The 12,667-nt window shown below is 67.8% G+C and carries 11 protein-coding genes; 6 read left to right on the top strand and 5 right to left on the bottom strand.

The window, feature by feature from the left end; all coding sequences use genetic code 11:
• Positions 1-61 precede the first annotated feature (61 nt).
• The gene (locus tag J2848_RS01420; RefSeq protein ID WP_149230688.1) at positions 62-1,396 is read left to right on the top strand and encodes an OmpP1/FadL family transporter; all 1,335 of its coding nucleotides are present in this window, start codon (positions 62-64) and stop codon (positions 1,394-1,396) included.
• Positions 1,397-1,563: 167 nt separating this feature from the next.
• On the opposite strand, the gene epmA is transcribed toward J2848_RS01420, so the two are convergent.
• Positions 1,564-2,631 (bottom strand): EF-P lysine aminoacylase EpmA, encoded by a 1,068-nt coding sequence (gene epmA, locus J2848_RS01415; protein WP_170306996.1) that lies wholly within the window; start codon positions 2,629-2,631, stop codon positions 1,564-1,566.
• A gap of 357 nt (positions 2,632-2,988) precedes the next feature.
• Between epmA and efp the strand changes: the two genes are divergently transcribed.
• From efp to J2848_RS01390, 5 genes are all read left to right on the top strand, one after another.
• Entirely contained in the window at positions 2,989-3,555 is a 567-nt protein-coding gene (gene efp / locus J2848_RS01410; protein WP_085088764.1) for an elongation factor P, read from the top strand.
• 100 nt (positions 3,556-3,655) lie between these two features.
• Entirely contained in the window at positions 3,656-4,453 is a 798-nt protein-coding gene (locus J2848_RS01405; RefSeq protein ID WP_149230686.1) for an inositol monophosphatase family protein, read from the top strand.
• Positions 4,454-4,567: 114 nt separating this feature from the next.
• Complete coding sequence (locus tag J2848_RS01400; RefSeq protein ID WP_149230685.1) at positions 4,568-5,344, top strand: OmpA family protein; 777 nt, start codon at positions 4,568-4,570, stop codon at positions 5,342-5,344.
• A gap of 47 nt (positions 5,345-5,391) precedes the next feature.
• The gene (locus J2848_RS01395) at positions 5,392-6,588 is read left to right on the top strand and encodes a DNA repair protein RecN (RefSeq protein ID WP_149230684.1); all 1,197 of its coding nucleotides are present in this window, start codon (positions 5,392-5,394) and stop codon (positions 6,586-6,588) included.
• 27 nt (positions 6,589-6,615) lie between these two features.
• Positions 6,616-8,010 carry a peptidoglycan -binding protein gene (locus J2848_RS01390; RefSeq protein ID WP_149230683.1) on the top strand — a complete coding sequence of 465 codons (1,395 nt, stop codon included), beginning with the start codon at positions 6,616-6,618 and terminating at the stop codon, positions 8,008-8,010.
• A gap of 12 nt (positions 8,011-8,022) precedes the next feature.
• On the opposite strand, the gene J2848_RS01385 is transcribed toward J2848_RS01390, so the two are convergent.
• From J2848_RS01385 to dusA, 4 genes are all read right to left on the bottom strand, one after another.
• Complete coding sequence (locus J2848_RS01385; protein ID WP_149230682.1) at positions 8,023-8,613, bottom strand: GNAT family N-acetyltransferase; 591 nt, start codon at positions 8,611-8,613, stop codon at positions 8,023-8,025.
• 175 nt (positions 8,614-8,788) lie between these two features.
• The gene (locus J2848_RS01380) at positions 8,789-10,048 is read right to left on the bottom strand and encodes a M16 family metallopeptidase (RefSeq protein WP_149230681.1); all 1,260 of its coding nucleotides are present in this window, start codon (positions 10,046-10,048) and stop codon (positions 8,789-8,791) included.
• Positions 10,045-11,466, bottom strand: a complete 1,422-nt coding sequence (thrC, locus tag J2848_RS01375; RefSeq protein ID WP_149230680.1) for a threonine synthase — start codon at positions 11,464-11,466, stop codon at positions 10,045-10,047. The genes J2848_RS01380 and thrC overlap by 4 nt, the downstream gene beginning before the upstream one ends.
• 183 nt (positions 11,467-11,649) lie before the next feature.
• Complete coding sequence (dusA, locus tag J2848_RS01370) at positions 11,650-12,666, bottom strand: tRNA dihydrouridine(20/20a) synthase DusA (RefSeq protein ID WP_149230679.1); 1,017 nt, start codon at positions 12,664-12,666, stop codon at positions 11,650-11,652.
• Position 12,667: the final 1 nt, after the last annotated feature.

The following is a 12,667-nucleotide window of genomic DNA, read 5'->3' as shown; positions in this document are numbered from 1 at the left end:
CTTTACGTAAGCGTCAGTTCGTGTATCATTGCGTCAACAACACAATTTGGGGAAGGAACGAATGTCTCCGACGACGCTCAAGACACACCTGCTGACCGCCGCCGCCGCCATCGCGGTGACCGCGCCGATCGCGACCGCCTCCACGGCCTTCGCCGCCGGTTTTGCGTTGAAGGAGCAGAGCGTATCCGCCCAGGGCACCGCCTATGCCGGTGTGACCGCCGGCGGCAACGGCGACGCCAGTTCGATGTTCTACAATCCGGCCACCATGGGGCTGGTGACCGGGATCGAAGCGGTCCAGACCGCCACCGGCGTCATCGTGAAGTCGAAGGTCGACGGCGCCAGCGCCACCCGCGCCCGGCGGCTGGGCGGCACGTCGATCAGCGGCAATGCCGCGCCCGGCGACATTGCCCAGGACGCCATCGTGCCGGCCGGCTATTTCGTCTATTCGATCAATGACGACCTGAAGGTCGGCCTGTCGGCCAATGGCCCCTGGGGTCTGGTCACCGACTATGGCGACAGCTGGATCGGCCGCTATCACGGCATCCGCTCCGACCTGCGCACCTACAATTTCTCGCCGTCGGTGTCCTACCGCATCAACCCGATGATCACGCTGGGCGGCGGCGTCCAGATCCAGTATGCGAAGGCCAAGCTGTCCCAGGCTTCCGACTTCGGCGCCAGCCGCCTCGGCCGCCCCGGCTCTCTCGACGTCAAGAGCGACATGACCGGCGACGACTGGGGCTGGGGCTTCACGCTCGGCGCCCTGATCGAACCGGTGAAGGGCACCCGCGTCGGCCTCTCCTACCGCTCGGCGGTGAAGCACACGTTGACCGGCACCATCTCCTTCACCGGCCTGCCGGCCTCGCTCGCCGGCGCCCTGCCCAGCCAGAGCATCAACGCCGACCTGACCACGCCGGACGTCGCCTCCATCGGCCTGTACCATGAGGTCACCGACCGCTGGGCGGTGATGGCGGACGTGCAGTGGACCAACTGGTCGCGCTTCCGCGAGCTGCGGGTCAATGTCGCCAACCCGGCGCTCAACTCCGTGACGGAGGAGCACTGGAAGGACACTTGGTATTACGCGCTCGGCACCTCCTACAAGGTGACCGACAAGCTGACGCTGCGCGCCGGCGTCGCCTTCGACAAGGGCTCGGTCGACGTCGAATACCGCACGCCCCGCATTCCGGAACAGAATCGCTACTGGCTGTCGGCCGGTGCCGGCTATCAGGTCACCGACAGCCTGCGCATCGACGCGGCCTACTCGCACGTCTTCATCCCGAAGACCTCGGTCGCCCTCACCGACGACCTGACCGGCCCCGAAGCCGGCCGCGGCAACCTGAACGTCGACTACAAGAGCAGCATCGACCTGATCGGCCTGCAAGCGAAGTTTACGTTCTGATGTGACCTGCCCTCTCTCACGCCTAACAATCCCCTCTCCCCCGGCTCACGCGCAAACTCCGTTTGCGCTGACGCGACAGGCGGACCTCCGGTCCGCCGAAAGCGGGGAGAGGGTTAGGGTGAGGGGGACGCATGGCGAGGCCCCGGAAGGCACGCAGTACATTCCCCTCAAACCCCCGCGACCGGCAGCCACAGCACCTGTTCGATGCTCTCGGCCCCGCCGCACAGCATCGCCAGCCGGTCGAATCCCATGGCGATGCCGCTGCTCTGCGGCATGCCATGCTCCAGCGCCGCCAGGAAATCCTCATCCACCGGAAAGCGCTCGCCATAGAGCCGTTCCTTCAGCGCCATGTCCGCCTCGAAGCGGGCGCGCTGCACCGCCGGGTCGGTCAGTTCGCCGAAGGCGTTCGCCAGTTCCAGCCCGCAGGCATACAGCTCGAACCGCTCCGCCAGCCGCGGGTCCTCCGGCTTCGGCCGCGACAGCGCCGCCATGCACAGCGGATAGTCGGTCAGCACACAGGGCACGCCCTCGCCCAGATGCGGCTCGATCCGGTCGAACATGATGCGGAAGACGATGTCCTCCCAACGATCGCCATGATGGGGGGTGATGCCGATGCGCGCCGCCTCCGCCGCCAGGGCCGCCGGGTCGGGATCATGGCTGCCGTCATAGGTCGCCATCAGGTCGATGCCGGCATACTCCCGAAAGGCGTCCGGCACGGTCAGCACCCGCCACGGCGCGAAGGGATCGCAGGTCATGCCGCGGAAGCTGAAGCTCCGCCGCCCGCCGGCCTCGGCCCCGGCGCACAGCAGTTCCCGGCAGTCGTCGATCAGCGTGCGATAGCCCTCCCCCGCCCGATACCATTCCAGCATCGAGAATTCGGGAGCATGAGTCCCCGACCGTTCACCGTTGCGGTAGACATGCGCCAGTTGCCACAGCCGCGGCAGGCCCGCGACCAGCAGCTTCTTCATGGCGAATTCCGGGCTGGTGTGCAGGTAGAGCGGCCGGCGGTCGTCCGGATGCGGCCCCCGCAGTTCGGTGGCGAAAGCCTGGAGGTGCGGCTCCATCCCCGGCGACACCTGAAGGGCCGGCGTGTCGACCTCGATGAAGGCGAGGTCTTCGAACACCCGGCGGACGGCGTTCAGCACCCGGCCACGCGCCGCCAGATAGGGCCGGCGACGGGCCAGCGCCTCGGGATGCCAGGGGGGAAGCTCTGCGGAGCGGATGGGGGCGGACATGAGGTGTGCGCTCTTGATGGACGGTCGAAAGGGGTGCGGATGCATCAGAGCACCCACGGCCGGTGTACTCAAGCCGGCTTGGCATTGGTCACAGCGGCCACCCGTGGTAAACTCGGGGCCATCGCCGCCGAGCCGCGCCGACGGGACGAATGGAACAGTGAACAGGGTCGGAAAAAGCGTTTCAAACGTTCCAAACGTCTCCTTGCTGGAGCCATTCTAAACTGCGCGGGCCGGTCCGGCGAAGAATCGCCCGTCAATCGGCCGGATCGCACGTCGGTACCGTTCCGCGCCGTTGCCTATGGGCGGTCAAGCTGGTAGGGTCCGCGCCGCCCGTATTCTGGAATTCACGAGTAAGCCATGAAGGTCAATGCCAACACGATGCGCCCCGGCCATGTGCTGGAGCACAACGGAAAGCTCTGGGTCATCACCAAAACCGCCATCGTGCAGCCTGGCAAGGGCGGCGCCTTCATCCAGCTGGAAATGAAGGACGTTCGCACCGGCACCAAGTCGATCGAGCGGTTCCGCACCCAGGAGACCGTTGAGCGCGCTCGCCTGGACGAGCATGAGATGACCTTCCTCTTCGCCGAAGGTGACAGCTTCACCTTCATGGACAAGGAAACGTTCGAGCAGGTCGCCATCCCGCGCGACATCATCGGCGACCCGGCCGTCTTCCTCCAGGACGGCATGGAAGTCACTGTGCAGAGCCATGAAGGCTCGCCGCTGGGCGTCGAGATCCCCGGCAAGGTCACGTTGCTGATCACCGAATCCGACCCGGTGGTGAAGGGCCAGACGGCTTCTTCCTCCTACAAGCCGGCCAAGCTGGAGAACGGCGTGTCGATCCTGGTTCCGCCGCACATCGAGGCCGGGACCCGCGTCGTCGTCGATACCGCCACCGGCGAATACGTCGAGCGCGCGAAGGACTGATCCTTCCCAGGTCCGTCCTGCCATCACCGGTCTTCGCCACGCGCGGAGGCCGGTGTATTGTTTTCTGGTTCCTGCTGCACGAAACGGTACACCCACACCCATGGCCACCCGCTCCGCTCTCATCAACGTCATGGTCCGCGCCGCCGAAAAGGCCGCCCGGGGTCTCGTCCGCGACTTCGGCGAGGTCGAACACCTCCAGGTATCGCGCAAGGGGCCGGCGGACTTCGTGTCCGCCGCCGATCTGAAGGCTGAACGCACCCTGCGCGAGGAACTGCAGAAGGCGCGGCCCGAATTCGGCTTCCTGATGGAGGAGAGCGGCGCATCCAAGGGCAGCGATGCCGAGGCGCGCTGGATCGTCGATCCGCTCGACGGCACCACCAATTTCCTGCACGGCCTGCCGCATTGGGCGATCTCCATCGGCGCCGAGCGCAACGGCGAGATCGTCGCCGGCGTGATCTACGCCCCCATCGGCGACCAGCTGTTCTGGGCCGAGAAGGGCGCCGGCGCCTTCGTCAACCACACCCGCCTGCGCGTGTCCGAACGCCGCCGGCTGGAGGATTGCGTCATCGCCACCGGCATTCCCTTCAAGGGCCGTGGCGATCACGCCACCTTCCTGAAGGAACAGGAAGCGGTGATGAAGGAGGTCGCGGGCATCCGCCGCTTCGGCGCCGCCTCGCTCGACCTCGCCTACACCGCCGCCGGCCGATTCGACGCCTATTGGGAACGCGGCCTGGCCCCCTGGGACTGCGCGGCCGGCGTACTGATGGTCACCGAGGCCGGCGGTTTCGTCGGCGAGATCGAGGGTGGGCGCAACCCGGTCTTCACCGGCAACGTGCTCGCCGCCAACAGCCACCTCCAGGTCCCGGTCGCCCGCCTGCTAAAGGGCGCCAAAGGCTGACGTTCCTGCCGCTCCTCCGTCGCCTCCCGAATGGGGACGGCGGATGAGCGGTTGTGGCTGGAGCGATCGATAGGCTATGGTTTGCGGGACAAAGGTTTAACGGGACACATCGTTTTGCGCCGCTGGGGACACGCCGACCGCAAGCACCTTGCCGCCGCCGCGCTGTGCGCGGTCTGGACGCTCTCTCCGGCTGCCCTGTCGGCGGCTGCCCCGGCCAACAGCGCCGCCGGTTCCCCGGCCGGACTGACGCTGGAGAACGCAGTTCCCCTGACGGTCCCACCGCGTCCCAGCCTGCGCACCCCGCCACCGGTCAAGGCGCCGCCGCGCCTGAACCTGCCGCAGCCGCTGGAAGCACCGCCACCGCCCGCACTGACCGAGGGCCCTGCCCAGCCGGTGCCCCGCTCCACCACCACCGCCCGCAACCAGCCGGCCCAGAATCCAACCGCGACTCCGGTCCAGCCGCAGCAGCCCATTGCCCAACCGGCGCCTTCCGCTCCGGTTCCGGCTGCGCCTCGGACCGACACGGCGGCGCTACCCCCTCCACCGGAGGCGGCACCCCCTGCGGCTAACCTGCCACCTTCGAGCGTTTTGAGCCTTGTGTTCCCGGCCGACGCCACCAATCTGCCGGATGCGGCGGACGCCGAGGTCGACCGGATTGTCGAGCGCCTGCGCGCCAGCGATACCGCGAGGCTCCAGCTTCGCTCCTACGCCAGCGGCACGCCCGACACGGCGCGCGAAGCGCGGCAGCGGGCGCTGGCCCGGGCGCTGGCATTGCGGGAGCGGCTGACCGCCTTCGGGATCCGCAGCACGCGCGTCGATGTGCGTGCGCTGGGCCTGGATGAGGGCGGTGGGGTTCCTGACCGCATCGACGTCGTCTTTCTGAATGAATAGCGCCCACCCCGTGCGCGAGGTCTGATCGGAACACCCTTCGGAGCATCATGACCGCCATAATCCCGACGACCCGACCGCTGGAGGTATCCGCCCTCATGACACGCCCGGAGCGGTTCCTGACCCGGATGATCCTGTTCCTGGTCGTGGTCGGCGCGGTGACCGGCCTGCTGTTCCCCGCCCTGCGCTCGGCCTTCCTCAACAACGCGCCGCTGAACGGGGTCATCCTGGCGACGTTGCTGGCCGGCATCGCCTTCATCTTTCGTCAGGTTCTGATGCTCCGTCCCGAAGTGGCGTGGCTGGAGCAGTACCAGAGCGGTGTCGCCCCCGCCTCCTTGCAGGAGCCGGTGCTACTGGCACCGATGGCCCGCATGCTGGGCGAGCGGCGCGGCCGGCTGACCTTGTCGGCGCTGTCGATGCGTTCCCTGCTGGACGGCATCGCCTCGCGTCTCGACGAATCGCGGGAACTGTCGCGCTATCTGATCGGCCTGTTGATCTTCCTCGGCCTGCTCGGCACCTTCTGGGGCCTGCTGCACACGGTGCAGTCGGTCGGCGGCGTCATCGGCAGCCTGTCGGTGCAGGGCGGCGACGTCGGCACCATGTTCTCCCACCTGCAACAGGGGCTGGAAGCACCGCTGGTCGGCATGGGCACCGCCTTCTCCTCCTCGCTGTTCGGTCTGGCCGGATCGCTGGTGCTGGGCTTCCTCGAACTCCAGGCCAGCCAGGCGCACAACCGCTTCTTCCAGGATCTTGAGGACTGGCTGTCCAGCGCCACCCGTCTATCGAGCGGTGCCGCCGGCGGGCTCGAGTCGGGCGACCATGCCGCCTCCGCCTATCTGACCGCCCTGCTGGAGCAGACCGCCGAGAACCTCGACTCGCTCCAGCGCACCGTCGCCACCGCCGAGGAGGGCCGGCGTGCCGCCAACGCCAACCTGATGGCGCTGACCGAGCGGCTGTCGAGCCTGACCGACCATATGCGGGCCGAACAGCAGCTTCTCCTGCGTCTCGGCGAGAACCAGCTGGAGGTGAAGGGACTGCTCGACCGGCTGGCGGAGAATTCCGGCGCCGGCTTCGACGACGCCTCGCGCCAGCACCTGCGCAACATGGACATCTACCTCGCCCGCATCGTCGAGGAGTCCTCCAACGGCCGGGTCCAGGCGGTGCAGGAAATCCGTAGCGAGATCAAGCTGCTGGCCCGCACCATCGCGGCACTCGCCGAAGAAGCCGACCAACAGCAGCCGCGCTAACACCTAAGGCCAACGCCGGGAGCCCCCATGGCCAGCATCAGCCGCCGCAACGGCCACCGCGACGCCAGCGCCTGGCCCGGCTGGGTCGACGCCCTGTCCTCGCTGGTAATGGTCGTCATCTTCCTGCTGATGGTCTTCGTCGTGGCGCAGTTCTACCTCGCCACCGCCCTGACTGGCCGTGACGAGCAGCTGACTGCGCTGAACCACAAGATCGCGGAGATGAACGACCTCCTGGCGATGGAGCGCGATGCCAACGCCGACCTGCGCGTCAACATCACCCAGCTGTCGACCGAGCTTCAGACCTCCGTCACCGCACGCGACGACATGACTTTGAAGCTGAGCCAGCTTCAGGAGGACCGCGACCGCACCACCCGCACGCTGGAAGAACTTCAACGAAACGTCCGCGTCGATCGCGAGTCTTTGGAGCTGAAGCTGAAGGAAATCCTCAGCCTCCAGGCCGATATCAAGGCACTGCGCGACGCCCGGCAGACGCTGGAGGGCGAGCTGGCCGCGGCGGTCGCCGCCACCAAGCTGACCGAGCAGCAGCGTCAAGCCCTGCTGGCCGAACTCGGCGCCACCCGCGACCGCGCCAAATCGTTGGAAACCGAACTGGCGTCGGCCGCCGAGAAGACCATGCTGGCGCAGAAGGAGATCGATAAGCGCGACATCCGCCTGAAGGGGCTGGAGTCGCAGCTGGCCGACAGCCGCACCCAGGCGCAGAAGGATCTGGAGCAGCGCGACCTGCGCATCCGCGACCTGATGGCCTCCCTGACCGGCGAGCAGGCGGAGGGAACCAAGAGCAAGCAGCAGATCGATCTGCTGAACCAGCAACTCCTGGCGCTCCGCGACCAACTAGCCCGCATCGGGGCTGCACTGGAGGTGTCAGAGAAGGCGTCGGCCGAGCAGAAGGTGCAGATCGCCGAGCTTGGCGCCCGATTGAATCAGGCGCTCGCCGCCAAGGTCCAGGACCTCGCCCGCTACAAGTCGGAGTTCTTCGGCCGCGTCCGCGAGGCTCTGGGCAGCCGGCCGGACGTGCGGATCGTCGGCGACCGTTTCGTCTTCCAGTCGGAGCTGCTGTTCCCCTCCGGTTCGGCAACGCTGGAGGATGCCGGCAAGCAGCGCTTGGCCGATCTCGCCCGCACCCTGATCGAGATCGGCAAGGCGATCCCCTCCGACATCAACTGGGTTTTGCGGGTGGATGGCCATACCGACATCAAGCCGGTGCGCTTCCAGTTCGCCTCCAACTGGGAACTGTCCTCTGCCCGCGCGCTGTCGGTGGTCAAGTTCCTGATCGATCAGGGCATTCCGGCAGAGCGGCTGGCTGCCGCCGCCTTCGGCGAGTTCCAGCCCATCGACCCTGGTACCTCCGACGAAGCGCTGGCGAAGAACCGCCGGATCGAGATCAAGCTGGACCAGCGGTAACGGCCCGCGCGCTCAGCCCTTCCACTCCTCCCGCAGGATGGCGTAGAGGACGTGGTCGCGCCACGCGCCATCGATGCGCAGGTAGCCGCGGGCGTAGCCTTCGTGGGTGAAGCCGACTTTTTCCAGCAGCCCACGGCTCGGCAGGTTGGTGGGCAGGCAGGCGGCTTCGACCCGATGCAGGCCAAGCTGGTTGAAGGCGAACTCAAGAGACAGCCGGGTACCGCCCGACACATAGCCATTGCGGGCGTAAGGCTGGCCGGCCCAGTAGCCGAGCGTGCCCATCTGTGCCACGCCGCGGCGGATGTTGGTCAGGCCGAGGCCGCCGACCAGGGCGTCGGTCGCCCGGTCGAAGATCAGGAAGCTGTAGCCGAGATCGTCCCGCCACTCCTGTGCCTGCCGCCGCAGCCGCCGGGCAAAGGCCGTCCGGGTCAGGGCATCGGCCGGCCAAGTGGGTTCCCACGGGGTCAGGAAGGCGCGTGACGCGGCGCGGAGGTCGGCCCACTCCCGCCAGTCGCGCGGAAGCGGTGGCCGGATATAGCAGTGCGGCCCGTCGAGCCGGATCGCAGGTGGGCTGATGAGGCCGCTGCCGAGGAGGCGGATCATGGTGGCAGCCCCTCTCCCGCTTCCCAATTCCCTCTCCCCCCCGGGGAGAGGAGGGTGAGGGGGATCCGCTGGCCGGATGATCCACGAAGTGCCCCCCCCTCACCCCGCCCCTCTCCCCGGGGGGGAGAGAGGGATAAGCGTGGGGGGAGAGGGGTAGCCGCCACCGTCTTCATCGTCAGGCGAGACGCTCCGCGATGCGGTCGTAGCTTTCCAGCTTGGCAATGGGACCGAGAGCAGCGACGGTTGGGCGGCTGGCGCGCAGGCGACTGGCGGCTTTGACCACGGCATCGCGGTCGACGCCGTCGATCTTCGCCACGATCTCCTCGACCGGGACCGGGCGGTCGTAGATCAGGATCTGCTGCCCCAACTGCTCGCAACGCGACATGGTGCTTTCCAGCGCCATCAGCGTCCCGGCCTTCAACTGGGCGCGGGCGCGGGCGACCTCGTCCTCGGTGACATCGGCGCCGACCTTGGCGATCTCGTCGCAGACGACGGGGACCAGTTCCGCCACCTCGTCCTCGCCGGTGCCGGCATAGACGCCGAACAGCCCGCCGTCATGGTAGCCGCCGGTGAAGGTGTAGATGGAATAGACCAGCCCGCGCTTCTCCCGCACCTCCTGGAACAGGCGGGACGACATGCCACCACCGAGCAGGGTGGAGAGCACCGAATGGGCGTAGAAGTCCGGGTCGTGCACCCCTACCCCGTCGAAGCCGAGCACGAGGTGCATCTGCTCCAGGTCGCGGTCCTCGCGGAAGTCACCGCCGGTATAGCGGGCCGGCTCCGGCTTGGGCGGGGGCCCACTCGGCAGATCGCCGAAGGCCTTGAATGCGAGATCGACCATACGGTCATGCTCGATCCGGCCGGCGGCGCTCAGCACCATGCCGGGGGCGCCATAATGGCCGGCGATGTAGTCGACCAGCGCCTCGCGCGGCAGGGCGCCGACGATCTCGGCGGAGCCCAGCACCGGACGGCCGATGGCCTGCCCCGGATAGGCGGTGGACTGGAAATGGTCGAAGATGATGTCGTCGGGCGTGTCGGCACTCTGGCCGATCTCCTGAAGCACCACCGTGCGTTCGCGCACCAGTTCCTCGGCGTCCAGCGTGGAGTGCTGGATCATGTCGGAGAGGATGTCGAGCGCCAGCGGCGCATCCTCGTGCAGGACCTTGGCGTAATAGGCCGTCTGCTCGCGGGTGGTGTAGGCGTTCAGCTGGCCACCGACATTCTCGATCTCCTCGGAGATGCGGAAGGCCGAGCGGCGCCGGGTGCCCTTGAACAGCATATGCTCGACGAGGTGGGCGACGCCGTTGACGCTCGCCGCCTCGTTGCGGGTACCAACCCCGACCCAGCAGCCGAGCGAAACGGACTGCACGTCGGGCATGGTGTCGGTCGCGACGCGAAGCCCGTTGGGCAACGTCGTCACACGAATGGAACTCATGCGGCCTCCTGGGCGGCGCGGGCGCGCTTGGTGACGAAGTCCTGGACCGCCGCCAGATCGTTCGGCAGGTCGGACAGGCGCTCCTCGCGCACATAAAGATCGGACAGACGCGGCGGCAGATCCGGCCGGCGGCCGGTCGCCTTCTCCACCGCGTCGGGGAATTTGGCGGGATGGGCGGTGGCGAGAACCACCATGGGAACGGTCGCATCGACCCGGCCGGCCGCGACAGCGGCCTTGGCCGCTCCGATGCCGACTGCCGTGTGCGGGTCGAGCAGATAGAGGCTGCCCTTCCACACGTCGGCGATGGTCGCCATGGTGGCGGCCTCGTCCACCCGGTGGCCGGAGAAGATGGCGAGCGCGCGGGCGAGCTGCGCGTCGGTCACCGCGAATTTGCCCTCGGTGCGGAAGCGGTTCAGCGCCTCAGTCACCGCGGTGCCGTCGCGGTCGAGCAGGTCGAACAGCAGCCGTTCGAAGTTGGAGGAGATCTGGATGTCCATGCTGGGAGACAAGGTAGGCACGACGGGCGCCGCGACCATGCTCCCACTGGCGAAAAAGCGCGCCAGGATGTCGTTGCTGTTGGACCCCACCACCAGCGTCTCCACCGGCAGCCCCATGGCGCGGGCGCCGTAGGCGGCATAGACGTTGCCGAAATTGCCGGTCGGCACGGTGAAGGCGAGCTTGCGGTCCGGCGCGCCCAGCGCCACCGCGGCGGTGAAGTAATAGACGATCTGGGCCATGATGCGCGCCCAGTTGATCGAGTTCACCGCCGACAGCCCCATCCGGTCGCGGAAGGCGCCGTCGTTGAACATCGCCTTCACGAGGTCCTGGCAATCGTCGAAGGTACCGTCCAGCGCGATGTTGTGGACGTTGGACGACAGCACGCTGGTCATCTGCCGGCGCTGCACCTCGGACGTGCGGCCCTTGGGGTGCAGGATGAAGATGTCGACGTTCTGGCGGTCGCGGCAGGCCTCGATGGCGGCCGAACCGGTGTCGCCGGAGGTGGCGCCGACGATGGTCACCCGCTGCCCGCGCTTGGCCAGCACATGGTCGAACAGGCGGCCGAGCAGTTGCAGCGCCACGTCCTTGAAAGCCAGCGTCGGACCGTGGAACAGCTCCAGCACCCATGTGGTCGGGTCGACCTGCACCAGCGGGGTCACCGCGGCATGGTCGAAGCTGGCATAGGCGTCACGGACGATGGCGCGGAATTCGTCCTCGGCGATCGAGCCCCCCAGGAAGGGCAGCATCACCCGGACAGCGATCTCGCTGTAGGGCAGACCGCGCAGGGCGCGGATGTCGTCGGCCGTGAATTGCGGCCAGGTCTCCGGCACATAGAGACCACCGTCGCGCGCCAGCCCGGCAAGAAGGACGTCCTCGAAACCCAAGACCGGGGCCGCGCCCCGCGTGCTGACGTACCGCACCGCTTACACTCCGTCCGATGAAGTGGGCATAGTTAGCGAGGTGCCCGCCCGCACGCAAGCGGTGCGGGACGCACGGCGCATATTCCGTCCGGTTGGGGCGGTAGGCGGCTTCGGATGAAACGTCTGAAACACCATGAAACGGTTTTCCGGGGGGTGCTCAGTGTTCAATCCGAACCGCACTTCCTACGCCGCCTCCTCCACTGGCTCGCCCGCGCCGCGGCCGCGCACCAGAGAAGCGGCACGTTCCAGCACCTCCGGACCGGCGCCGGGGCGGTGGGCGTTCTCGGCGATGTGGCGGCGGTAGGCACGGGCGCCGGGCAGACCTTGGAACAGACCAAGCATGTGGCGGGTGATGGCCGACAGCGGCGTGCCCAACGCCATGCGCGCCTCGATGTAGGGCAGCATGGCGTCGATCACCGCATGGCGGTCGGGGCCGGGCTCCCCGCCCATCAGCCGGCGGTCGGCGTCGGCCAGCAGATAGGGAGTCTCGTAGGCGGCGCGGCCGATCATCACGCTGTCGAGCTTGTCCAGATGCTCTTCCGCCTCGTCCAACGTGCGGATGCCACCGTTGATGGCGACGGTCAGCTGCGGGTATTCCGCCTTCAGCCGGTGGACGAGGTCGTAGCGCAGCGGCGGGATGTCCCGGTTCTCCTTGGGGCTGAGGCCCTTCAGCCACGCCTTGCGGGCATGGACGATGAAGTGGGTGCAGCCGGCGGCGGAAACGGTGCGGATGAAGTGGTCGAGCGTCGGCCATTCCTCCATCTCGTCGATGGCGATGCGCGACTTGACGGTGACGGGGATCGACACCGCCTCGCGCATGGCGCCGACCAGCCGCGCCACCAGATCGGGCTCCGCCATCAGGCAGGCGCCGAAGCGGCCGGACTGCACACGGTCGCTCGGGCAGCCGACGTTCAGGTTGACCTCGTCATAGCCCCATTCCTCGGCGATACGGGCGCAGGCGGCGAGGTCCGCCGGGTCCGACCCGCCGAGCTGGAGCGCCACCGGATGTTCCGCCGCATCGAAGCCCAGCAACCGCTCGCGGTCGCCATGCAGCACGGCGCCGGTGGTCACCATCTCGGTATAGAGCAGCGTCGAGCGCGACAGAAGACGGTGGAAGTACCGGCAATGCCGGTCGGTCCAGTCCATCATCGGGGCGACGCTGAGGGGGATGGCGGGGGTGACGAGGTTCGGGACGGTCATA

It is taken from the genome of Azospirillum lipoferum (assembly GCF_024170005.1).
In the GTDB taxonomy this organism is placed as follows: domain Bacteria; phylum Pseudomonadota; class Alphaproteobacteria; order Azospirillales; family Azospirillaceae; genus Azospirillum; species Azospirillum lipoferum.
This window is presented reverse-complemented; position numbering and strand designations above follow the sequence as displayed.